The 22024-nt window shown below is 68.9% G+C and carries 21 protein-coding genes; 15 read left to right on the top strand and 6 right to left on the bottom strand.

Annotated elements, in window-relative coordinates; translation table 11 throughout:
* Positions 1-16: 16 nt before the first annotated feature.
* The 4 genes from FFS23_RS13135 (at position 17) to FFS23_RS13115 (ending at position 8556) form a co-directional block, all read left to right on the top strand.
* Positions 17-2563, top strand: a complete 2547-nt coding sequence (locus FFS23_RS13135; RefSeq protein ID WP_137898951.1) for a glycoside hydrolase family 3 C-terminal domain-containing protein — start codon at positions 17-19, stop codon at positions 2561-2563.
* A 149-nt stretch (positions 2564-2712) separates the two neighbouring features.
* Entirely contained in the window at positions 2713-4146 is a 1434-nt protein-coding gene (locus FFS23_RS13125; protein ID WP_137898950.1) for a glycoside hydrolase family 125 protein, read from the top strand.
* Positions 4143-6464 carry a GH92 family glycosyl hydrolase gene (locus FFS23_RS13120; RefSeq protein ID WP_137898949.1) on the top strand — a complete coding sequence of 774 codons (2322 nt, stop codon included), beginning with the start codon at positions 4143-4145 and terminating at the stop codon, positions 6462-6464. The genes FFS23_RS13125 and FFS23_RS13120 overlap by 4 nt, the downstream gene beginning before the upstream one ends.
* Positions 6465-6639: 175 nt before the next feature.
* On the top strand, positions 6640-8556 hold the full coding sequence (locus tag FFS23_RS13115; RefSeq protein ID WP_137898948.1) for an alpha-L-fucosidase: 1917 nt from the start codon (positions 6640-6642) through the stop codon (positions 8554-8556).
* Between the two features lie 128 nt (positions 8557-8684).
* On the opposite strand, the gene FFS23_RS13110 is transcribed toward FFS23_RS13115, so the two are convergent.
* A complete protein-coding gene (locus FFS23_RS13110) occupies positions 8685-9443 on the bottom strand; it encodes a competence/damage-inducible protein A (protein WP_137898947.1) in 759 nt (252 codons plus the stop codon).
* 50 nt (positions 9444-9493) lie between these two features.
* Between FFS23_RS13110 and map the strand changes: the two genes are divergently transcribed.
* The 4 genes from map to FFS23_RS13090 all read left to right on the top strand — a co-directional run bounded on the left by map (position 9494) and on the right by FFS23_RS13090 (position 13445).
* Complete coding sequence (gene map, locus FFS23_RS13105) at positions 9494-10321, top strand: type I methionyl aminopeptidase (protein ID WP_137898946.1); 828 nt, start codon at positions 9494-9496, stop codon at positions 10319-10321.
* Positions 10318-10995: a GNAT family N-acetyltransferase gene (locus tag FFS23_RS13100; RefSeq protein WP_137898945.1), complete on the top strand. Its 678-nt coding sequence runs from the start codon at positions 10318-10320 to the stop codon at positions 10993-10995. The genes map and FFS23_RS13100 overlap by 4 nt, the downstream gene beginning before the upstream one ends.
* Positions 10996-11061: 66 nt before the next feature.
* Positions 11062-12129, top strand: coding sequence for an SDR family oxidoreductase (locus FFS23_RS13095; RefSeq protein WP_137898944.1), 1068 nt, complete (start codon positions 11062-11064; stop codon positions 12127-12129).
* Entirely contained in the window at positions 12126-13445 is a 1320-nt protein-coding gene (locus FFS23_RS13090; protein ID WP_137898943.1) for an ABC1 kinase family protein, read from the top strand. The genes FFS23_RS13095 and FFS23_RS13090 overlap by 4 nt, the downstream gene beginning before the upstream one ends.
* A gap of 166 nt (positions 13446-13611) precedes the next feature.
* Here FFS23_RS13090 and FFS23_RS13085 read toward each other — a convergent pair whose 3' ends face one another.
* On the bottom strand, positions 13612-15183 hold the full coding sequence (locus tag FFS23_RS13085; RefSeq protein WP_137898942.1) for an alpha-N-arabinofuranosidase: 1572 nt from the start codon (positions 15181-15183) through the stop codon (positions 13612-13614).
* Positions 15184-15417: 234 nt separating this feature from the next.
* On the opposite strand from FFS23_RS13085, the gene FFS23_RS13080 reads away from it, so the two are divergent.
* A complete protein-coding gene (locus tag FFS23_RS13080; protein WP_137898941.1) occupies positions 15418-15798 on the top strand; it encodes a response regulator in 381 nt (126 codons plus the stop codon).
* Positions 15799-16046: 248 nt separating this feature from the next.
* Here the strand turns inward: FFS23_RS13080 and FFS23_RS13075 are convergent, their stop codons facing one another.
* The gene (locus FFS23_RS13075) at positions 16047-16484 is read right to left on the bottom strand and encodes a hypothetical protein (RefSeq protein ID WP_038660845.1); all 438 of its coding nucleotides are present in this window, start codon (positions 16482-16484) and stop codon (positions 16047-16049) included.
* Between the two features lie 280 nt (positions 16485-16764).
* Between FFS23_RS13075 and FFS23_RS13070 the strand changes: the two genes are divergently transcribed.
* Positions 16765-17157: a hypothetical protein gene (locus FFS23_RS13070; protein WP_038660848.1), complete on the top strand. Its 393-nt coding sequence runs from the start codon at positions 16765-16767 to the stop codon at positions 17155-17157.
* Between the two features lie 222 nt (positions 17158-17379).
* On the opposite strand, the gene FFS23_RS13065 is transcribed toward FFS23_RS13070, so the two are convergent.
* A complete protein-coding gene (locus tag FFS23_RS13065) occupies positions 17380-17661 on the bottom strand; it encodes an FtsB family cell division protein (protein WP_038660851.1) in 282 nt (93 codons plus the stop codon).
* Between the two features lie 74 nt (positions 17662-17735).
* The gene (gene eno, locus FFS23_RS13060; protein WP_137898940.1) at positions 17736-19013 is read right to left on the bottom strand and encodes a phosphopyruvate hydratase; all 1278 of its coding nucleotides are present in this window, start codon (positions 19011-19013) and stop codon (positions 17736-17738) included.
* A 136-nt stretch (positions 19014-19149) separates the two neighbouring features.
* Here eno and FFS23_RS13055 point away from each other — a divergent pair, with 136 nt between their 5' ends.
* The 5 genes from FFS23_RS13055 to FFS23_RS13035 all read left to right on the top strand — a co-directional run bounded on the left by FFS23_RS13055 (position 19150) and on the right by FFS23_RS13035 (position 21058).
* A complete protein-coding gene (locus tag FFS23_RS13055; RefSeq protein WP_137898939.1) occupies positions 19150-19605 on the top strand; it encodes a hypothetical protein in 456 nt (151 codons plus the stop codon).
* Positions 19606-19631: 26 nt separating this feature from the next.
* Positions 19632-19955: a phage holin family protein gene (locus FFS23_RS13050; RefSeq protein WP_245640857.1), complete on the top strand. Its 324-nt coding sequence runs from the start codon at positions 19632-19634 to the stop codon at positions 19953-19955.
* The gene (locus tag FFS23_RS13045) at positions 19952-20287 is read left to right on the top strand and encodes a DUF3618 domain-containing protein (RefSeq protein WP_137898938.1); all 336 of its coding nucleotides are present in this window, start codon (positions 19952-19954) and stop codon (positions 20285-20287) included. Before FFS23_RS13050 ends, FFS23_RS13045 begins: the two co-directional genes overlap by 4 nt.
* Before the next feature lie 44 nt (positions 20288-20331).
* Positions 20332-20715 (top strand): hypothetical protein, encoded by a 384-nt coding sequence (locus FFS23_RS13040; protein WP_137898937.1) that lies wholly within the window; start codon positions 20332-20334, stop codon positions 20713-20715.
* Between the two features lie 112 nt (positions 20716-20827).
* Positions 20828-21058 carry a DUF4170 domain-containing protein gene (locus FFS23_RS13035; RefSeq protein ID WP_038660862.1) on the top strand — a complete coding sequence of 77 codons (231 nt, stop codon included), beginning with the start codon at positions 20828-20830 and terminating at the stop codon, positions 21056-21058.
* Between the two features lie 412 nt (positions 21059-21470).
* On the opposite strand, the gene greA is transcribed toward FFS23_RS13035, so the two are convergent.
* On the bottom strand, positions 21471-21947 hold the full coding sequence (greA, locus tag FFS23_RS13030; protein WP_038660865.1) for a transcription elongation factor GreA: 477 nt from the start codon (positions 21945-21947) through the stop codon (positions 21471-21473).
* Between the last annotated feature and the right edge of the window lie 77 nt (positions 21948-22024).

Here is a 22024-nt window from a genome sequence, read left to right as displayed (position 1 = left end):
CCCCAGGAGCGTCCGTATGATCCCCGCCCTCCTCCTGCTCGCGCAGGCCGCCGACCCGATCGCCGCGACGGTCGCCACCATGTCCCCCGAGCGCAAGGCGGCGCAGCTCCAGAGCACCGCCCCCGCCGATCCCGCCGCCGGCCTGCCCGCCTACGACTGGTGGAGCGAGGGGCTGCACGGCCTCGCCCGCGACGGCTATGCCACCGTCTTCCCGCAGGCGATCGGCCTCGCCGCGACCTGGGACGTCGACGTGATGAACCGCGTCGGCACGATCGTCAGCACCGAGGCGCGCGCCAAGTTCAACGCCAGACCCGTCGCTGCCGATCGCCGCATCTACGAAGGGCTGACGATCTGGTCGCCCAACATCAACATCTTCCGCGATCCGCGCTGGGGCCGCGGGCAGGAGACCTATGGCGAGGACCCGTATCTCACCGGCTCGCTCGGCGTCGCCTTCATCCACGGCCTGCAGGGCCCCGATCCCAGCCACCCCCGCGTCGTCGCCACGCCCAAGCATTTCGCCGTCCACAGCGGTCCCGAAGCCGGCCGCGACAGCTTCGACGTCGATCCCAGCCCGCAGGATCTCGAGGCGACCTATCTCCCCGCCTTCCGCCGCGCGATCATCGAGGGCAAGGCGACCTCGCTGATGTGCGCCTACAACAGCATCCACGGCGTGCCGGCCTGTGCCGCCTCGTGGCTGATGAACGACCGGCTGCGCCACGATTGGGGCTTCACCGGCTTCACCGTCTCCGACTGCGACGCGGTCGGCAACATCAGCGTCTATCACCATTACCGCAAGGACAGCGCCGGCGCGGCGGCGGCGGCGATCCGCGGCGGCACCGACGTCAATTGCGGCAGCGCCTATGGCGCGCTGCCGCAGGCGCTCGCCGCGGGGCTGGTCAGCCAGGCGGAGGTCGATACCGCACTGACCCGCGCGCTGCGCGCCCGCCGCGCGCTCGGCATCGCCTTCGGCGGCACCAGCCCGTACAGCACGATCCCCGCCAGCGAGGTCGCCACCCCCGCGCACCGCGCCGCCGCGCTCGACGCGGCGCGCAAGTCGATCGTGCTGCTCCAGAACAACGCCGACCGCCTGCCGCTCAAGGCGGGGGCGAAGATCGCGGTGATCGGCGCCAATGCCGACGACCTCGGCGTGTTGCAGGGCAATTACCACGGCACCGCGGTCGCCCCGGTCACCCCGCTCGACGGCCTGCGCACCCGATTCGGCGCCGCCAACGTCAGCTATGCGCAGGGCTCGCTGCTCGCCGAGACCGCGGCGATCGTCGTTCCCGAAACCGCCCTGCGCGCCGACGGCAAGCCCGGCCTGCGCGCCACCTATACGGGCGGCAGCGGCGCGCCGACCGTCCGCCAGGACCGCCGCATCGATCTCGACGTCAATCGTGCGCCGCCCGCGCCCGGCCTGCCCGCGACCGGCTATACCGCGCGCTGGACCGGCGAGTTCGTCCCCCCCGCCCCCGGCCGCTACCATCTGATCCTCGATCAGACGCAATGCTGGAAGGATTGCACGGTCCACGATCGCGCCAGGCTGACGCTCGGTGGCAAGACGCTCCACGACGGCGACCTGCCCAAGGGCCGCGTCGATCTCGTCATCGACAGCGACGGCACGCCGCAGCCGATCGACATCCTCCTCGATCACCGGTCGGAGGACGACAGCTTTCGCCTGCTGTGGCTGCCCCCCGCCGAACCGTTGCTGGCGCAGGCGGTCGCCGCGGCGAACCAGGCGGATGTCGCCGTCGTCGTCGCCGGCCTGTCGCCCGATCTGGAGGGCGAGGCGCTGTCCGTCTCCGTCCCCGGCTTCGTCGGCGGCGACCGCACCGACATCGCGCTGCCCGCACCGCAGCTTCGCCTGCTCGCCGCGCTCAAGGCGACCGGCAAGCCGATCGTCCTCGTCCTGACCAGCGGCAGCGCGGTGTCGGTCGATCCCGCCGCCGCCGATGCGATCCTCGCCAATTGGTATGCGGGCGAGGCGGGCGGCACCGCGCTCGCCGACGTGCTGTCCGGCACCGTCAATCCCGCCGGCCGCCTGCCGGTGACGCTCTACCATGCAACCACCGATCTGCCCGCCTTCACCGATTACGGCATGAAGGAGCGCACCTATCGCTATTTCACCGGCAAGCCGCTGTGGGGCTTCGGCCATGGCATGAGCTACACCAGCTTCCGCTACGCCGCGCCGCGCGGCCCCGCCTCGGTGGCGGCGGGCGGCGACCTGCGCGTCGAGGCGAGCGTCACCAACACCGGCGCACGCGACGGCGAGGAGGTCGTCCAGGCCTATCTCGTCCCCCCGGCGGCCAAAGCGGTGGGCGGCAACGTGCCGGTCCTCCAGCGTCAGCTCGTCGGCTTCCGGCGTATCGCCGTCGCCCGCGGCAAGAGCGCCAAGGTCGCCTTCACGCTGGATCCGCGCGCGATGAGCATCGTCGATCCCGACGGTCGCCGCCACGTCGTCCCCGGCGCCTACCGCCTCTACGTCGGCGGCGGCCAGCCGGGCGACGGCGCCGGCCAGTGGTTCGCCTTCACCGTCACCGGTGCCGACACGGAGCTGCCCAAGTGATGCGCCGCCTCTCCACACCCACTCCGTCACCCCGGACTTGTTCCGGGGTCCACCCGTCCGCAGGCGTCTGGCCTGAAACTCATGCCGCGCTCCCCGCCGCAGAGTGGACCCCGGAACGAGTCCGGGGTGACGGAGGTGACTTGGCTGAGGTGTCGCGAAATCTGAACCGCCGCCACTTCCTCGCCGCGACCGCCGCGTCGGCGGCGACGCTCGCCACCCCCGCCTTCGCCGCGCCGCAACTGCCCTCGAAGCGCCCCGCTCTGGCCGACCGCCGTTTCACCAGCCCGGCGGTCGAGCGCGAGCTCGCCCGCGTCTCGGCGCAGATCGGTGACGCCAAGCTGCGCTGGATGTTCGGCAATTGCTATCCGAACACGCTCGACACCACCGTCCGCATGGGCGGCACCGCGGCGGCGCCCGACGCCTTCGTCATCACCGGCGACATACCCTGCCTGTGGCTGCGCGATTCCTCGGCGCAGGTGAAACCCTATCTCCACCTCGCCAGACAGGCGCCCGAACTGCGCCGGCTGATCCGCGGCCTGATCGCGCGCCAATCGCGCTGCATCCTGCTCGATCCTTATGCCAATGCCTTCATGGAGGACCCGACCGCCAAATCGAACCTCGAATGGTCGCAGAAGGACGAGACCGAGATGAAGCCCGGCGTCGCCGAGCGGAAATGGGAGATCGACTCGCTCTGCTATCCGATGCGCCTCGCGCACGGCTATTGGCGCGCGACCGGCGACGCGGCCCCGTTCGACGCGACCTGGGCGGCGGCGGCCCGCGCCAGCATCCGCACCTTCCGCGAACAGCAGCGCAAGGACGGCCCCGGCCCCTACAGCTTCCGCCGCTCCGCGCCGCAGCCGACCGAGACGTTGCTCTGGGGCCACGGCAACCCGACGCGGCCGGTCGGCCTGATCCATTCGGGCTTCCGCCCCTCCGACGACGCCTGCCTCTACCCCTTCCTCATCCCCAGCAACCTGTTCGCCGTGACGGCGCTGCGCGAACTCGCCACCGTCGCCAAAGAAGCAAGCAATGACAATGACTTAGCACAATCCGCCATGGCTTTGGCGGCGGAGGTCGCGGCGGCGCTCAAGGCGCACGGCACGATGCGTCTGCGTGACGATAGTGAAGTTTGGGCCTATGAGGTCGACGGCTACGGCAACGCCGTCTTCATGGACGACGCCAACGTCCCCAGCCTCTCCGGCCTCGCCTATCTCGGCTGTGTCGACGCCGCCGACCCGCTGTGGCAGCGCACCCAGGCAGCCTGCTGGAGCGACGCCAACCCCTGGTTCTTCCGCGGCAAGGCCGGCGAGGGCATCGGCGGCCCGCACGTCGGCGCCGGCCAGATCTGGCCGATGTCGCTGACGATCCGCGCCCTCTCCGCGACCGACGACACCGCGATCCGCGGCGCCCTGCGCACCCTGCGCGACACTGACGGCGGCACCGGCTTCATCCACGAAAGCTTCGACCGGGACGATCCCGCCAAATTCACCCGCAGCTGGTTCGCCTGGGCGAACGGCCTGTTCGGCGAGCTGATCCTCCACCTCGCCGCCACCCGACCCGCATTGCTGAAGGCGCCCCTATGACCGAAGGCACGATCTCCCGCCGCACCCTCCTCGCCGGCACCGCCGCCGCCGGCCTGCCGCTGCCCGCGCTCGCCGCTGCGCCGACGCCCGCCGCCGCCAACCTCTTCATCGGCACCGGCGGCCACGGCCACACCTATCCGGGCGCGGCCCTGCCCTTCGGCATGGTCCAGCTCAGCCCCGACACCGACGTCGAGCGCTGGGACGCCTGCTCGGGCTATCACCGCACCGACACGTCGATCATGGGCTTCAGCCACACGCATCTGTCGGGCACCGGCATCGGCGACATGCTCGACGTACTGGTCGTGCCGACCCGCGGCCCGGTGCAGCTCGTCCCCGGCCCGCTCGACAACCCCGACGCCGGCTACCGCCAGCGCTTCACCGCCGAACATGCCGAGCCCGGCTATTATCGTGTCGCGCTGGAAAGCGGCGTCCGCGCCGAGCTGACCGTCACCGAACGCACCGGCTACCACCGCTACACCTTCCCCGCCGGCCCCGCCCACATCCTCGTCGACCTGTCGCACCTCGTGCTCGACAAGAGCGACCAGCCGCCGCTCGTCACCGACGCCAACCTGACGCTCGATCCCGATGGCACGCTCACCGGCAGCCGCACCGTCCACCGCTGGGCGAAGGGCCGCCACATCCATTTCGCGCTCCAGACCTCGCGCGCGCCGAACCGCGTCACCCTCTACGGCGACGGCGATGCGCAGCAGCCAGCGGGTGCCCGCGCGGTCAAGGGCATGCGTCTGAAGGCCGTGCTCCATTATGACGACGCCGGCGCCGCGCCGATCCTGATCCGCTGCGGCATCTCCGGCGTCGATGTCGCGGGTGCCCGTGCCAACCTCGCCGCCGAGGGCAGAAGCTGGGACTTCGACGCCGTCCGCCGCGCCGCGCAAACCGCCTGGACACGCGAGTTCGACGCGATGCGCGTCGAGGGCGGCACCGCCGACCAGCGCACCATCTTCGCCTCCGCGCTCTACCACACGCTGATCGCGCCGACGCTCTTCTCCGACGTCGACGGCCGCTACATCGGCCTCGACCGCAAGCCGCACGCGCTCGCCAGGGGCGAGGCCGCGTACAGCAGCTATTCGCTGTGGGACACCTATCGCGCGCTCCACCCGCTGCTCACCATCGTCGCCCCCGACAAGGCGCAGAGCCTCGTCGCCGACCTGATCCGCCAGACGCAGCAGAGCCCCTATGGCCCACCGGTCTGGCCGCTACAGGGCGTCGAGACCGGCACGATGATCGGCTGGCACGCCGTCTCGGTCATCGCCGAAGCGCAGGCGAAGGGCATCGAGGCGGATTACGCCGCTGCCTGGCCGGCGATCGCCAAGCGCAGCTTCGACTTCACCGCGCCCGATCGCGACAACAGCAAGGGTCGCGACGTCTACGACGCCAAGGGCTATGTCCCCGCCGACGTCTGGTTCGAGAGCGTCAGCCGGACGCAGGAATATGCCTATGACGACTGGGCCTCGGCGCATCTTGCCCGCGCCGCCGGCCGGACGGCGGAGGCGGACCGGCTGCTCAAGCGCTCGGGCAACTGGCGCAACGTCATCGACGGCAAGGCCGGCTTTGCCAAGCCGCGCTTCGCCGACGGCCGCTGGTGGTCACCCTACGACCCCATCCAGCTCGGCCATATGCCCAAGCCGTGGTGGCGCGACTATACCGAGGCGAACGGCTGGCAGGCGACCTTCCTCAACCAGCACGATGTCTATGGCCTGATCGCGCATATGGGCGGCGATGCCGCATTCGAGGCCCGGCTCGACGCGCTGTTCACCGCGCCCTCGACGCTGCCGGCCAACGCCCCGCCCGACATCAGCGGCCTCGTCGGCCAGTATGCGCACGGCAACGAGCCCAACCACCACGTCGCCTATCTCTACGCCTACACCGGCGCGGCGTGGAAGACGCAGGCGATGGTCCGCCGGCTGTGCGTCGAGATGTACAAGAACGACCCCGACGGCATCATCGGCAACGACGATTGCGGCCAGATGAGCGCCTGGTTCGTGCTGTCGTCGCTCGGTTTCTACCCGGTCGATCCGGTCGAGGCGGTGTACGTCTTCGGCTCGCCGCTGTTCGAGCGCGCCGAGATCCGCCTGCCCGGCGGCAAGCGGCTGACGATCGAGGCGCCCGGCAACCGCGCCGACACGCCCTATGTCCGCGCGGTCAGCCGCAACGGCAAGTCTTGGACGAAGAACTGGATCAGCCACGCCGAGCTGATGCAGGGCGGCCGCCTCACCTTCACGATGAGCGCCACGCCGGTGAAGAGCTTCGGACAGGCCAAGGCGGATCGCCCGCCGTCGAACGGCCGCGGCGCGGCGTGATGGTCCCTGTGTTGCTGCCAAGGCGAAACCTCTGCGCAGGTGACGCCCTCTCCCGTGTTCCCGCGAACGCAGGAACCCAGAGCCGGGCAGAGCGACGAGCGTTGCGCGCCTGACCCCGGGGCTCCTGTCTGCGCAGGAGCACACGATTTCATCGCCATCTATACGGAGCCACCCCGTGACCGACCTCAGCCGCCGCACCCTCATCGCCTCCGGCCTCGCCGCGACGGCGACCGCCACCCCCGCCTTCGCCGCCACGACCACTTCGGCGAATGCCCCCGTCCCCTATGGTGCCACCCCGTCGCCGCGCCAGCTCGCCTGGCACCGGCGCGAGCGCTACGCCTTCGTGCATTTCTCGATCAACACCTTCACCAATCGCGAATGGGGCTATGGCGACGAGAGCCCGGCGCTGTTCAACCCGACCGACTTCGCGCCGGACCAGATCGTCGCGGCGGCCAAGGCGGGCGGCATGCGCGGCATCATCCTCACCGCCAAGCATCACGACGGCTTCTGCCTGTGGCCGACGCAGCTCACCGACCATTGCATCCGCAACAGTCCGTACAAGAACGGCAAGGGCGACATCGTCCGCGAGATGGAACAGGCGACGCGCCGCGCCGGCCTCGCCTTCGGCCTCTATCTCTCGCCGTGGGACCGCAACCACCCCGAATACGGCCGCCCGGCCTATGTCGATTATTACCGCAAGCAGGTGGTGGAGCTCTGCACCCGCTATGGCGAATTGTTCGAATTCTGGTTCGACGGCGCCAATGGCGGCGACGGCTATTACGGCGGCGCCAGGGAAACCCGCAAGATCGATGCGCCGAAATACTATAATTGGCCGTCGATCATCGCGCTCGTCCACCAGCATCAGCCGATGGCCTGCACCTTCGATCCGCTCGGCGCCGACATCCGCTGGGTCGGCAACGAGGACGGCGTCGCCGGCGATCCCTGCTGGCCGACGATGCCCGACCACCCCTATGTCCAGTCCGAGGGCAATAGTGGCGTCCGCAACGGGGCGCTGTGGTGGCCGGCGGAGACCGACGTATCGATCCGCCCCGGCTGGTTCTACCACCCCGACGAGGACGCCAAGGTCAAGGACCCGCAGCGGCTGATCCGCCTGCACGACGAATCGATCGGCCGCGGCACCAACCTCAATCTCAACCTGCCGCCCGATCGCCGCGGCCGCATCCCCGATCACGACGTCGCCGTCCTCAAGAGCTTCGGCGCGGCGCTCGAGGCGAGCTTCGCCACCGATCTCGCGCAGGGCGCCATCGCTTCGGCGAGCGCCACCCGCGGTGCGGCGTTCGCACCGGCCAAAGTGCTCGACGGCAACCGCGACACCTATTGGTCGACCCCTGACCGCGTCACCACGCCGACGCTGACGCTCGACCTGCCGCCCAATCGCAGCTTCGACCTGATCCGCATCCGCGAACATCTGCCGCTCGGCGTCCGCGTCACCCGCTTCGCGATCGAGGCGGAGGTCGCCGGTCGCTGGCAGCGCCTCGCCGAGAAGACCGCGATCGGTGCGCAGCGCATCATCCGCCTCGACGCGCCGATCACCGCGCGCCGCATCCGGCTGGTGATCCTCGACGCCCCTGCCTGCCCGGCAATCAGCGAGGTCGCATTGTTCCGCAGCGTCGCACCGGCTCCGGTCGCCGCCCCGCGCAGCAGCGACGCGACGCTGATCTCGCCGCGCGACTGGAAGGTCGTCACCGCAACCGCGCCCGGCGCGGAGGCGCTGCTCGACGGCGACGGCGCGACGATCTGGTCGCAACCCGCGCCGACCACGACGCCGGCCAGCGTGACGCTCGACCTCGGCACCACGCAGACGGTCGCCGGCTTCAGCCTCACGCCCTGGCGCCACCCCGACAAGGTCAGCGCCCCGCCGCGCAACTATCGCGCCGAGACCAGCACCGACGGCAGGACGTGGACCGCGGCGGCGGATGGCGAGTTCCAGAACATCGCCTATGCGCTGGCGACGCAACGCATCCCCTTCACCACGCCGCGCCCGCTACGCTACCTGCGCCTGACCTTCGCCGCGACCGCGGTGCCGGCCGAAAAACTGGCGATCGCGGACATCGGCGCCTTCACGCGCTGATCGTGCGTGGGCGCATGCCCCCACGCCCCATCGTGCTCCTGCGAAAGCAGGAGCCCAGGGTCACGGGCGACGGACCTCTTGGCTCTGGGCTCCTGCGTTCGCAGGAGCACTCGGCCAAACAGCGACCGTCAGATCCCGCCCGCGAAGACCTCGCGCCCGCCGGCCTGCAACTCGCGCGTCAGATCCGCCAGGCATTGCGTCACCAGCGCCTCGTCCGCGCTGCGCACGACGAAGTTCGCCCCCGTCCGCCCGTCGCGGAAGAACGGATAGGAGCCGATCGACACACCCTCATGCCCCTTCTCGGCATCGCGCAGCAGGTCGGCGACCTCGCTTTCCGCCACCCAGCAGCCGATCGTCCCCGACACCACCGGCCGCCCGCCTTCCAGCGTGCCGGTCAGCGCATCGAGCATCCCGGCGGTGATATGCGGCACCCCCGCCATGATGAAGATATTGCCGATATGGATGCCCGGCGCGCCCGAGACGCGATTGGGGATCAGCCCCGCCCCCGCCGGCACCCGCGCCATCCGCGCGCGTATCTCGGTCAGCCCGCCACGCGTCGCGTAATAGTTCTCCAGCACCGCCATCGCTTCGGGATGATGCTCCACCCCGACGCCGAGCGCCTCCGCGATCGCGTCGACGGTGATGTCGTCGTGGGTCGGCCCGATGCCGCCGGTGGTGAACAGGTAATCGTTGCGCGCGCGCAGGGTGTTGACCGCCTCTACGATCGCCGCGGTCCGATCGGGCACCACGCGCACCTCGGCGAGGCGGATGCCCTGCACGTTGAGCCAGCTCGCAAGCTGCGCGATGTTCTTGTCCTGCGTCCGGCCGGAGAGGATCTCATCCCCGATCACGACCAGCGCAGCGGTCCAGATACGTTCCTGCTCCATCGCCCGGTCATAGCCTCGCAAAATCGCCGCGACCACGCTATATCGCCGCGATGACCGAATACGTGACCGTCACCTCCGACGCGCCGGAAGGGCGCACCGGCGCCATCAAGCTCCATGGCCCCGCCGCCTTCGCCGGCATGCACAAGGCAGGCAAACTCGCCGCCGAGACGCTCGACATGCTGACGCCGCATATGGTGCCGGGCGTATCGACCGCCGAACTCGACAAGCTGATCTACGACTTCATCGTCGCGCGCGACGGCGTACCGGCGACGCTCGGCTATCGCGGTTATACGCATTCGACCTGCATCTCGATCAATCATGTCGTCTGCCACGGCATTCCGTCGGAGAAGACGCTGAAGTCGGGCGACATCGTCAATGTCGACGTCACCCCGATCGTCGACGGCTGGCACGGCGATTCGAGCCGCATGTATCTGATCGGCGACGTGCCGCTGAAGGCGAAGCGCCTCGTCGAGGTCACCTATGAATGTCTGATGCTCGGCATCGAACAGGCCAGGCCCGGCAACCATATGGGCGACGTCGCCAACGCCATCCAGCGCCATGCCGAAAAGCATCGCTACGGCGTCGTCCGCGACTTCTGCGGCCACGGCCTCGGCCGGCTGTTCCACGACGCGCCCGAAGTCGTCCACGTCGGCAAGCCCGGCACGGGTCCGGAACTCAAGCCCGGCATGATCTTCACGATCGAACCGATGATCAACATCGGCCGTCCCGACGTGAAGCTGCTCGACGACGGCTGGACCGCGGTGACGCGCGATCGTTCGCTGTCGGCGCAGTTCGAGCATTCGATCGGCATCACCGAGGACGGGTGCGAGATCTTCACCACCTCCCCCGCCGGATACCACCAGCCGCCCTATCAGTGAGCCCCGCGCATCCGCTCGACGCACCGGTCTGGCAGGCGCTGACCACGCGGCAGGCGCCGCTGGCGCTGGGCAATGACGACGCGCGGCGGATCGACCCCGATTACGGCCTGTTCGCGGCGGTGGCGGCGCATGACGTTCGTCATCACACCGCGCTCGCCGATCTCGTCGCGCCGGGCGAGACGATCGGGCTGTTCGAGCCGGCGCCGCCGGCTACCCTGCCCGGCTTTCGCAGCATCACGACGGCGCACTGCGTGCAGATGGTCGCCGCCGATCCTCCGTCCCCCACGACCGACGCGGTCCCGCTCGGCGACACCGATGCGGCGGAGATGGTCGCGCTCGCCGAACTGACGCGCCCCGGTCCCTTCTTCCGCCATACGCATCGCTTCGGCGGCTTCCTCGGCATCCGGATCGACGGCCGGCTCGCCGCGATGGCCGGAACGCGGCTTGGGCTCCCCGGCTATCGCGAAGTCAGCGGCGTCTGCACCCACCCCGATTTCCGCGGCCGCGGCCTCGCCGCCGGCCTGATCGCCGCGGTCGCCGCCGCGATCCACGCGGCCGGCGATAGGCCCTTCCTCACTAGCTACGCCGACAATGCGGGTGCGATCGCGCTCTACCGCCGCCTCGGCTTCGCGCCCCGCCGCGACCTCGTCTTCAGCCTGTTCGAACGACGGTAATCCAATAAAGTCGGACCCTTGCGGCAGGGCCTGCGTTGGCAGCGTCTTACCGGAAAAGGCAGATACATGACCAAACACGCATTGATCGTCGGTGCGAGCGGCATCGTCGGCAGCGCCACCGCCGCGCTGCTCGTCGAACAGGGCTGGACCGTCCACGGTCTCGCCCGCCGCCCCGGCGACCAGCCGGGCGTCCAGCCGGTCGCCGCCGACCTGCTCGACGCCGCCGGCACCGCCGCCGCGCTCGCCGGCATCCGCCCCGACGCGGTGTTCATCACCACTTGGCTACGGCAGGACAGCGAAGCAGAGAATATCCGCGTCAATTCGGCGATGGTCCGCAACCTGCTCGACGGCCTGCGCGCCAACGATGCCGCCGTGGGGCATGTCGCGCTCGTCACCGGCCTGAAACATTATCTCGGGCCGTTCGAGGCCTATGGCAAAGGCACGCTGCCGCAGACGCCGTTCCGCGAGGAACAGGGCCGGCTCGACGTCGAGAATTTCTATTACGCGCAAGAGGATGAGGTGTTCGCCGCAGCGGAGCGCGACGGTTTCACCTGGAGCGTCCACCGCCCGCATACCGTGATCGGCAAGGCGTTAGGCAATGCGATGAATATGGGTACGACGCTTGCCGTCTATGCGACCCTGTGCCGCGAGACCGGCCGGCCGTTCCGCTTTCCCGGCTCGGCGGCGCAATGGGACGGGCTCACCGACATGACCGACGCGGGCCAGCTCGCGCGGCATCTGCTCTGGGCGGCGACCACCCCCGCCGCGGCGAACGAGGCGTTCAACGTCGTCAACGGCGACGTCTTCCGCTGGAGCTGGATGTGGAGCCGCATCGCGGACTGGTTCGGCGTCGAGGCCGCCCCGTTCGACGGCAGCGTCCAGCCGCTGGAAACGCAGATGGCCGGCGACGCCGACCTCTGGCGCCGCATCGCCCAGCGCGAAGGGCTTGCCGAGCCCGATCTCGCCCGCCTCGCCTCGCCCTGGCATACCGACGCCGATCTCGGCCGCCCGATCGAGGTCGTCACCGACATGTCGAAGAGCCGCCGCCTCGGCTTCACCGCCTATCAGCCGACCGACGATGCCTTCTTCGCATTGTTCGAGCGGCTGCGTGCCGATCGCCTGATCCCGGCATGAGCGACGAGCGCCCCGACAAGGGCCGCGCCGTTCCCAGCGGCCGGCTGTCGCGGCTCGGCGCCTTCGGGCGTCTCGCCGCGGGGGTCGGTGGCGGCGTCGTCGCCGAGGGTGCGCGTCGGCTGGCGGCGGGAGAGCGGCCGCGGATGGGCGACCTGCTGCTCACTCCCGCCAATGCGACGCGCGTCGCCGACCAGCTCGCCCATCTGCGCGGCGCGGCGATGAAGCTCGGCCAGATGATCTCGATGGACGCGGGCGACATGCTCCCGCCGGAACTGGCGACGATCCTCGCCCGGCTGCGCAATGACGCGCACCATATGCCGCCCGCGCAGCTCAACACCGTGCTCGCGCAGGAATGGGGCCGCGACTGGCGTGGCCGCTTCGCCCATTTCCAGGCGCATCCGATCGCGGCCGCCTCGATCGGGCAGGTGCATCGTGCGCGCCTGCCCGACGGGCGCGAACTGGCGATCAAGGTGCAATATCCCGGCGTGATGCAGAGCATCGACGCCGACGTCGACAATGTCGCCACCTTGCTGCGCGTCTCCGGCCTTCTCCCCAAGGACCTCGACATCGCGCCGCTGCTCGGCGAGGCGAAGCGCCAGCTCCACGAGGAGGCGGATTATCTGCGCGAAGGCGCGATGATGCGCCGCTATCGCGACTTGCTCGCCGACGATCCCGCCTTCGTCATCCCCGAGTTGCACCCCGAGCTGACCACCCCCAACGTGCTGGCGATGACCTATGTCGCCGGCGTGCCGATCGAGACGCTCGAGGCCGCGGAACAGCCGGTGCGCGACGCCGCGATGCACAGCCTCATCGCCTTGGCGCTGCGCGAGCTGCTCGACTGGGGGCTGATGCAGACCGATCCCAATTTCGCCAATTACCGCTGGCAGCCCGAGACCGGGCGGATCGTCCTGCTCGACTTCGGCGCCGCCCGCGCGGTGCCGCCGGCGACCGCGGACGGCTATCGCCGCCTGCTCGCCGCCGGCCTGTCGGGAAACCGCGATGCGGTACGCGAAGCGGCGGTCGCGGCGGGCTTCCTCGGCGAGGCAGCGGCGGCGCGGCACCGCCCGCTGGTCGATGCGATGATCGACGTGATCCTCGGCGAGCTCAACCGCCCCGGCCCGTTCGACTTCGGCGATCGCGCCTTCGTCGGCGTCGTCCGCGAACAGGGGATGGAGATGGCACAGGACCGCGCTACCTGGCACGTCCCGCCCGCGGACACGCTGTTCGTTCAGCGCAAGGTCAGCGGCACGGCTCTGTTGGCGGCGCGACTGAAGGCGCGCGTCGACATCCGCGCGATGGTGGACGGGCGGGTGTAACACGCAGACGATTGCGTAGCTTCATCGGTTGCCGTCACCCCGGCCTCGAGCCGGAGTCCCGCTACTCCGGACGAAGCGTGATGCCGGACTGAGCCCGGCATCACGGGGAATATAAGCGCCTTCGCAGCCTTCGACATCGGGGGCGACACCGCCGCCCCCTGCCCGTTCATCGAATGTCGAGCATCACCACCGATTTCGCCGGCAGCGTCACCGACAGCGTTCCACCGGACAGCGTCGCCCCGGTGAACGCCACCGGCTTGACCACGTCGGGCGCATCGAAGGTGTTGTGGGCGTCCATCGTCGTGCCCGTCAGGATACGCCCGGTCACGGTCCCCCCGGCGATCCCGGCGAGCTGCACGGTCACGCTCGCCGGCTGGTTGGGATCGACGTTGGTGAGCGCGACGTGCACCACGCCGTCGGAGCCGCGCACCGCGCTCGAACTGACCGCGCGCAACTCGTGCCCGCCGTTCTTATACCAATGCGAGCTGACCTCGGCGGGCAGGACGGTGCCGTCCTGATAGCCCTTGTACAGGTCGAACACCCAATAGGTCGGCGTCTTCACCATGCGGTTGCCGTCGGTCAGCAGCATCGCCTGCAGCACGTTGACCATCTGCGCGATATTGGCGCCGCGGACACGATCGGCATGACGCGCGAAGATATCGAGGTTGAGGCTCGCCACCACCGCGTCGCGCAGGCTGTTCTGTTGGTAGAGGAAGCCCGGATGCGACCCCGGCTCCTGATCGTACCAGGTGCCCCATTCGTCGACGAGCAGCGCCACCCGCTTCTTGGGATCGTATTTGTCCATGATCCGCGAATGGCCCTGGAGCAATTCCTCCATCTTCATCGTCTTGGCGAGCGTCCGCGCCCAGGCTTCCTCGTCGAAGCCGGTCGCCGCGCCCTTCTTCTCCCAGCTGCCGGGGACGGTGTAATAATGGACGCCGATCCCCGAGAAGGCGTTGCCCGCCTTCTGCATCATGACTTCGGTCCAATTGTAATCCTCGGCATTGGCGCCGCTCGCCACCTTCATGATCGGCACGCCGTCGGGCGCCTTGACGAAGGTCGCGTAGCGGCGCGTCTCGTCGGCGGCATATTCGGGCGCCATATTGCCGCCGCAGCCCCACAATTCGTTGCCGATGCCGAACATCGGCACCTTCCACGGTTCCTTGCGGCCGTTGGCGGCGCGCTCCTTGGCGAGCGTCGAGCCGGTCGGCGAGGTCATATATTCCACCCACTCCGCCATCTCGCGCGGCGGCGCCGAGCCGACGTTGCCCGAGACATAGGCCTCGGCACCGAGCAGCTCGGAATAATCCATGAATTCGTGCGTGCCGACCGCATTGTCCTCGGTCACGCCGCCCCAATTGGTGTTGACCTTGACCGGGCGCTTGCCGCGCGGGCCGATGCCTTCGCGCCAATGATATTCGTCGGCGAAACAGCCGCCGGGCCAGCGCACCACCGGCACCTTGATCGCCTTCAGCGCCTCGATCACGTCGCTGCGATAGCCGCGGACGTTGGGGATCTTGCTGTTCGGGCCGACCCAGATGCCGCCATAGATGCCGGTGCCGAGATGTTCGGCGAACTGGCCGAACAGCCGCTTGTCGAATTTCGGACCGGGACGATCGCCACGCACCGACACGATATCGGACGGCGCGGCCGCCGGCGTGGCCTGCTGCGCCGCTGCGCCGCCGGAGACCAGAACCGCCAGCGCGGAACAGAACAACAGCCTCGACATCACCTTCATCACTCTCCCCTGACGCGTCCCAGCGCGTGCCCGCCGATGCTATCCCGCGTTTCGGTATTCGTCAATTTGCCGGACAAATGGGTGGCGTCGCGCGACGAACCGCGGCAGGACGCGGCGAATGTTGCGTCGCACTACCAAGTCCATGCTAGGCCTGCCGGATATGCCGGTCTGCTCCGCCCCTTGCCGAACGCCGCCTGCGGCCATGTCTCGACCGGCGGCGGAGCGGGCGCGCGCATGACCGATCTTCGCGGCCGGCGCATCCTGATCGTCGAGGACGAATATCTCGTCGCGGACGACCTCGCGCGCGACCTGCGCGGCCTCGGCGCGGAGATCGTCGGCCCGATCGGCACGCTCGCCGCCGCGGTGAAACTGCTCGCGACCGCTCCGCCGCTCGACGGTGCGGTGCTCGACATCAATCTGCACGGCGAGATGAGCTACCCCGTCGCGGCGCTGCTGGCAGCCGCCGGGACGAATTTCCTGTTCGTCACCGGCTATGACGCCTGGACGATCGATGACCGGTTTCGCACCGTCCCGCGCCACGAAAAGCCGGTCCATTCCGCCGACGTGGTCGCGGCGCTGTTCGGGGACGAGAGACGGACGTCAGGCGAGGCATAGAGCCGATACCCGCTGGACACTCCGACAAATACAAGGTCAGCGGATGCTGCGAACCGTTCGCGGTCGTTGTCCGTCATCCCATCTGGAGGCAGAGGGCGAGACCTCCGAACAACCTTGCCAGTACTCCCGCGCAGGCGGGAGCCCAGGAGTCACTTACGCTATAAGACGTTGTTTTGCTTGATCCTGGGTTCCCGCTTTCGCGGGAACACTGAGAACACTAAGGATACGCCGTTAGCTTCCCCCGAACCTCACGCCCGCCCGCGCCGCGCTTCCGCCTGCCGGGCCGAGGCGATCGTATCGACCACCAGTTCGTAGAAGGCCGGCGAATAGCCCGATGCCAGGAACGCCTTCACCTCGGCCGACGCGATCGCATAGCCGCGCTTCCAGCTCAGCACCGCGATCCGGCGCAACGCCTCGAGCTTGGGGTCGGCGAGCTGCGGGCTGATCCGCACGCCGAACACGAGGCCGAGCCAACGGGTCAGCCGGCCCGGCTGGCGCAGCGTCGACAGGCCGTCCTGCCGCGCGATCCCGATCACCGAACGCTCAAGCTCCGTCAGCACCGGCCGTTCCTCCTCTGCAGCCTGCGCCAGCGGCGCTGTCTCCGACACCACGACCGGCCGCGCGACGGGCGCGCTCACCCGCGCATAACCGGCGTTGCCCGGTTCGGCAAAAGCAAGAAAAGCCATGGCGTCACTCCCTTCTCGACATCGCACGCCACCCTTCCGCATCCATGGCGATGCAGACCGATACGTGCGAATTGTTGCACCCCTTTTGCCGCCGCACTGCGAAGGGCATCCGGGTGTTTCCGTCCGATGCCCGCGATCCCTCGCCGCCATCTTCTATACTGTTCGGTATAGAAGCGGCTGCGGCGGTCGTCAACGGCTTTTATACCGTTCGGTAGAAAAGCTGCCCGCGGATACCGGTGGAGCGCGGGGCGTTGCCGTTTCGAGAGATCAGGAGGTCCCCATGTCCGACACGTCCCGCGATACCAAGGCCGATCCCGAGCGCGATCCCGCCGGCAATCCGTTCGACCGCGCCGACGGCCATTCCGGGCAGGAGTATAACAAGGACCGCGAGGCGGCGCTTGGCGCGCAACGCCCCGGTGGCACCGTCTCCGCCCGCCCCGGCGACCCGGCACCGCCGCACGATCCGGCGATCCCGCCCGACAACGGCCGCCGCGCCTCGTTCGACCCGCAGACCGGCGAGGTTCACGGCAGCGGCAGCGGCGCCGGCGGTGGCAACCCCGGCGAGGATTTCGACTCCGACGCCGCGACCGGCGACGGCTATCCGGTCACCGGCGGCGAAGGCCGACCGAAAGGCGGCGATGGCGATCTCGGACCCGGCCACGTCAGCGAGTGAAGCGCAATCCTCCCCGTGGCGGAAGGGACTGTTTCTTACGACCCATTAGGCGTCACGATGGCAATTCCCTTTCCCCGTCATGCCGGACTTGATCCGGCATCCCGCTTCTTCTTCGCAACGTCCGAAGAAGAAGCGGGACCCCGGCACAAGGCCGGGGTGACGGCGTGGGTGTAACAGACGCGCATATGCGGCTGCCCCTCGCCGCCGACGAAGAATAGACGATCACTTCAGCGGGACGATCACCTCGTCGGGATGCGCGACGTTCAGTTCCTTGCGTACCATCTCGTCGACCATATCCGGATTGGCGTGATCCGGATCGAGCAGCGCCACGCGATTCTTGAGCACCGCGCGCTTCTGGTCGAGTGCGGCGAACTGTTTCTCCCGCCGCACCAGCTGCTTCTTGTAATCGCCGTAAGCGAGGATGCCGTTGGGCCCGAGCACCGCATAGGCGCCGAAGAACGCCATGATCGTCAGCCCCAGCGCCGGCAGCGCGGCCCGGCGCATCGTCCGGGCGAAAGCCGATGGTCTTTGTCCGCGTGCCGCCATGCCCTGCATCCTCGCTTGCCGTTCGTGCCGGATCAAGCCTTCAGAACGTCGCGGCCGGCATAACGTGCCGAATCGCCCAGCTCTTCCTCGATACGGATCAGCTGGTTGTACTTGGCGAGCCGGTCCGAGCGCGCCAGCGAGCCCGTCTTGATCTGCCCGCAATTGGTCGCGACCGCGAGGTCGGCGATCGTCGCATCCTCGGTCTCGCCCGAACGGTGGCTCATCACCGCGGTGTAGCGCGCGCGCTGCGCCATCGTCACCGCTTCCAGCGTCTCGGTCAGCGTGCCGATCTGGTTGACCTTGACCAGCAGCGAATTGGCATAGCCGCCCTCGATGCCGCGCTTCAGGCGCTTCGGATTGGTGACGAACAGATCGTCGCCGACGAGCTGCACCTTGTCGCCGATCAGGTCGGTGAGCGCCTTCCAGCCCTCCCAATCGTCCTCGCTCATGCCGTCCTCGATCGAGAAGATCGGATAGCGGCGGGTGAGGTCGGCGAGATATTCGGCCATCGCGCCGCTCTCGAGCACCTTGCCCTCGCCCGAGATATCGTAGCGGCCATCCTTGTAGAATTCGGTCGCGGCGCAATCGAGCGCCAGCATCACGTCGTCGCCCGGCGTATAGCCCGCCTTCTCGATGCTCTGCATGATGAAGCCGAGCGCTTCCTCGGTGCTGGCGATGTTCGGCGCGAAGCCGCCCTCGTCGCCGACGCCGGTCGCCAGACCCTTGTCGTGCAGCGCCTTCTTCAGCGTGTGGAAGATCTCCGAGCCGCAGCGCACCGCCTCGACGATGTTCGCCGCGCCGACCGGCACGATCATGAATTCCTGGAAGTCGATCGGATTGTCGGCATGTTCGCCGCCGTTGATGATGTTCATCATCGGCACCGGCAGCACGTGCGCCGAGACGCCGCCGACGTATTTGTAGAGTGGCATGCCGCGCGCCTCTGCTGCGGCCTTGGCGGCGGCGAGACTGATGCCGAGGATCGCATTCGCGCCCAGCCGGCCCTTGTTCTCGGTGCCGTCGAGCTCGATCATCGCCGCGTCGAGATCCGCCTGATCCTCCGCGTCGAGGCCCAGCAGCGCCTCGACCAGCTCGCCGTTGACCGCATCGATCGCCTCGTCGACGCCCTTGCCGCCCCAGCGGCTCTTGTCGCCGTCGCGCTTCTCGACCGCTTCGTGCGCGCCGGTCGAGGCCCCCGACGGCACCGCCGCGCGGCCGAAGCTGCCGTCCTCCAGCAGCACGTCGACTTCCACCGTCGGGTTGCCCCGGCTGTCGAGGATCTGGCGGCCATGGATGTCGATGATTGCGGTCACGTAACGATGCTCCTACCTCTGGGGCGTGATGCGCGCGCTCTACCGCGCCGGCCGGGTCGCGGCAATCTCCGCGACGACGAGGGAACCGGGCCGGTCGGGCCGGGGTTGAGCGTGTCGAACATAGGAAGGGTGAGCCATGGCCGATACCGATTTCACGACCGTCACCGACGGCGACAGCACCGCTGCCGGCACCACCGACGCCGCCGCGAGCAAGACCGACCAGGCCAAGCAGACGGTGAAGGACTATTCGTCCAAATACGGCGCGCAGGCGACCGACCGCATCCGCACCCTCGCTGACACCGGCAAGGAGCGTGCCGTGGGCGGTCTCGACCAGCTCTCGCAGCTGATCAACGACGCCGCGCAGCAGGTCGATGAGAAGCTCGGCGCGCAATATGGCGATTACGCCCGCACCGCCGCCGGCACGGTGTCCAACTTCGCCGAGCAGCTCAAGGGCAAGGACACCGAGGAGCTGATCGAAGAAGCGCGCGAGTTCGTCCGCAAGAGCCCCGGCGTCGCGGTCGGCGTGGCCGCCGCGCTGGGCTTCGCGGTCGCCCGCCTCGTCCAGTCGGGTATCGACGGCAACAAGGCCTGATCGACCCCATGGCGACGATCCAGCCGATGACCGAAGACGACAGCATCGCCACGCTCGTCACGCAACTCGTCGATGACGCGCGCGGCCTCGCCAGTGCCGAGGTGGCATTGGTCAAGGCACGCGTCGGCGAGCGCACCAGCGCCTATAAGAACGCGGCGATCTTCTTCGTCGCCGCGGCGGTGCTCGCGCTCGCCGGGCTGGTGGCGTTGCTCGTCGGGCTGATCCTCAGCCTCGCGACGCTGATCGGCCCCGGTCTCGCCACCGCCGCGGTGGTGATCGGCGTGTTCGCGATCGCGGCGGTGCTGGCGATCGTCGGCAAGGGCCGGCTCGCGCCGGGGACGCCGCGATGAGCGCGCCGCTCCCGACGTTGCGCCTCGCCGAGGCGGAAGCCGAAGCGCTCGCCGCGCGCGAGCGCCTCAACGCGACGCTCGGCAAGCTTCAGGTGCGGCTCAACCCGCGTACTTTGGCCTTGCAGGCGGCGCGCGAGCTCACCGACAAGGGCGGCGCAGCGGCGCAGGCGAGCCTTAACACCGCGGTGCGCAACCCCGGTGCGGTCGCCGGTGCCACCGCGGTCGCCGGCCTGTTCCTCGCCCGCCATCGCATCGTCGCGCTGTTCCGGCGCAAACCCAAGCACAAGCCTGGCCATCGCGACCACGAACCCGGTCTCGGCCCGCAGGACTGACCCCGTACATCTGACCATAGCGCCCCCGCACGAAGGATAGACGCATGACCGACAATCACGACATCCACGCCCGTATCGACGACGCCAAGCATGTCGCGACCGACGCCGCCCGCCGCACCGCCGACGCGGTCGAGCACAATCCGCTCGCCATCGTCGCGGGCGGACTTGCGATCGGCGCGCTCGCCGGCGCGCTGATCCCGCGGTCCGAGAAGGAGAAGGAGCTGCTCGCGCCGCTCGGCCGCACGCTCGGCGAACGCGCCCGCGGCGCGATCCAGGCCGCCCGCGACGCCGGTGCCGGCGAGCTGCAGAATGCCGGCCTATCGAAGGACGCGGCCAAGGATCAGGTCAAGTCGCTGTTCCAGGGCATCGCCAAGGCGGCGACCACCGCTGGCTCGGCCGCGGTCAAGACCGCCGCCAACAAGGGCTGACGCCGCATGCCGCTGCCGGAGGTTCCGGCGGCGGCGGATGGCGTCGGGGGTTCAATATCGCAGCGCAACACGCTAGGGCGCTGGGCTTGACCCTCACACCCGGGATACGCGCATGAGCAAGCTCCACCTCGTCTTCGGCGGCCGCGTCAAGGACCCCCGCACCCTCGAATTCGCCGATCCGTCGAAGCTCGAGGTCGTCGGCATCTTCGCCGACTATGCCAGCGCCGAAAAGGCCTGGCGCGCCAACGCGCAACGCACCGTCGACGACGCCGAGATGAAGTTCGTCGTGGTCCACCTCCACCGCCTGCTCGAGCCGGAACTGCTGACCCCGCCGGCGGCGTGAGGCACGGGACGGCGGCGTAGACCGCCGCTCCAGCCCCCACCATCGTCATCCCCGCGCAGGCGGGGATCCAGACGCGCGGACCTTGCGACCCCATCGCTACGTCAGCGTTTATTGATCCCCGCCTGCGCGGGGATGACGTCATTTGGGAGGAGAGGGTCTTTTACTCGTCATCCCGGCGCAAGCCGGGACCCATGGCCACGATGCTATCTGCGTGGGCGCGCCTCACGCCCGTTCCGCCCCCATGGGTCCGGCTTTCGCCGGGATGACGAAGAGGGCTTTGGCGACCGAACAAAAATCCTCCCCCGCCAGGGGGAGGTGGCAGGCCGCAGGCCTGACGGAGGGGGAGGATACGGCGCCAGCGGTCGTATACGACAACGCCCCCACCGCCCGGCTCAGATAATCGCAAACCGGATCAGATAAACTCGACCTTCGACACGACATAATAGCGATCGCCAGCCGGCACCGACACCTCGACCTCGTCATCCACCCGGCGCCCGATCAGCGCACGGCCGAGCGGCGAATTGTACGAAATCCGGCCGGTCTTGGCATTCGCCTCGGTCTGGCCGACGATCTGATACTTCACCGGCTTGTCGTCGTCGTCGAGCAGCGTCACCGTCGCGCCGAACACCACCTTGTCGCCCGACAGTTCCAGCGGATCGATGATCTGCGCGCGGGACAATTTGTCCTCGATATCGCTGATCGTCGCCTCGTTCTGGCCCTGCTGTTCCTTCGCCGCATGATATTCGGCGTTTTCGGACAGATCGCCGTGCGCACGCGCTTCCTCGATCGCATCCACGATCTGGGGACGCTCGGCTTTCAGACGCTTCAGGTCCGCGACGAGCGTGTCATAGCCCTCCTGGAGCATCGGCATCTTTTCGACGGTCGCCATATCTACGTCCCCAATTCACTCATTCCCCGCGGCGGACCTTGTCGGCCCGCCCCGCACATCACGTCATTATGTCGGGA

Source organism: Sphingomonas sp. 2SG (genome assembly GCF_005503285.1).
GTDB classification, from domain to species: domain Bacteria; phylum Pseudomonadota; class Alphaproteobacteria; order Sphingomonadales; family Sphingomonadaceae; genus Sphingomonas; species Sphingomonas taxi.
The sequence above is the reverse complement of the archived record's forward strand: the minus strand, read 5'-3'. Positions and strand labels throughout refer to the sequence as shown.

Coding starts and splice junctions, on each gene's coding strand:
- FFS23_RS13135 (WP_137898951.1), top strand. CDS start 17: ATGATCCCCGCCCTCCTCCTGCTCGCGCAGGCCGCCGACCCGATCGCC.
- FFS23_RS13120 (WP_137898949.1), top strand. CDS start 4,143: ATGACCGAAGGCACGATCTCCCGCCGCACCCTCCTCGCCGGCACCGCC.
- FFS23_RS13110 (WP_137898947.1), bottom strand. CDS start 9,443: ATGGAGCAGGAACGTATCTGGACCGCTGCGCTGGTCGTGATCGGGGAT.
- map (WP_137898946.1), top strand. CDS start 9,494: ATGACCGAATACGTGACCGTCACCTCCGACGCGCCGGAAGGGCGCACC.
- FFS23_RS13095 (WP_137898944.1), top strand. CDS start 11,062: ATGACCAAACACGCATTGATCGTCGGTGCGAGCGGCATCGTCGGCAGC.
- FFS23_RS13090 (WP_137898943.1), top strand. CDS start 12,126: ATGAGCGACGAGCGCCCCGACAAGGGCCGCGCCGTTCCCAGCGGCCGG.
- FFS23_RS13085 (WP_137898942.1), bottom strand. CDS start 15,183: ATGAAGGTGATGTCGAGGCTGTTGTTCTGTTCCGCGCTGGCGGTTCTG.
- FFS23_RS13080 (WP_137898941.1), top strand. CDS start 15,418: ATGACCGATCTTCGCGGCCGGCGCATCCTGATCGTCGAGGACGAATAT.
- FFS23_RS13075 (WP_038660845.1), bottom strand. CDS start 16,484: ATGGCTTTTCTTGCTTTTGCCGAACCGGGCAACGCCGGTTATGCGCGG.
- FFS23_RS13070 (WP_038660848.1), top strand. CDS start 16,765: ATGTCCGACACGTCCCGCGATACCAAGGCCGATCCCGAGCGCGATCCC.
- FFS23_RS13065 (WP_038660851.1), bottom strand. CDS start 17,661: ATGCGCCGGGCCGCGCTGCCGGCGCTGGGGCTGACGATCATGGCGTTC.
- FFS23_RS13055 (WP_137898939.1), top strand. CDS start 19,150: ATGGCCGATACCGATTTCACGACCGTCACCGACGGCGACAGCACCGCT.
- FFS23_RS13050 (WP_245640857.1), top strand. CDS start 19,632: ATGACCGAAGACGACAGCATCGCCACGCTCGTCACGCAACTCGTCGAT.
- FFS23_RS13045 (WP_137898938.1), top strand. CDS start 19,952: ATGAGCGCGCCGCTCCCGACGTTGCGCCTCGCCGAGGCGGAAGCCGAA.
- FFS23_RS13040 (WP_137898937.1), top strand. CDS start 20,332: ATGACCGACAATCACGACATCCACGCCCGTATCGACGACGCCAAGCAT.
- FFS23_RS13035 (WP_038660862.1), top strand. CDS start 20,828: ATGAGCAAGCTCCACCTCGTCTTCGGCGGCCGCGTCAAGGACCCCCGC.
- greA (WP_038660865.1), bottom strand. CDS start 21,947: ATGGCGACCGTCGAAAAGATGCCGATGCTCCAGGAGGGCTATGACACG.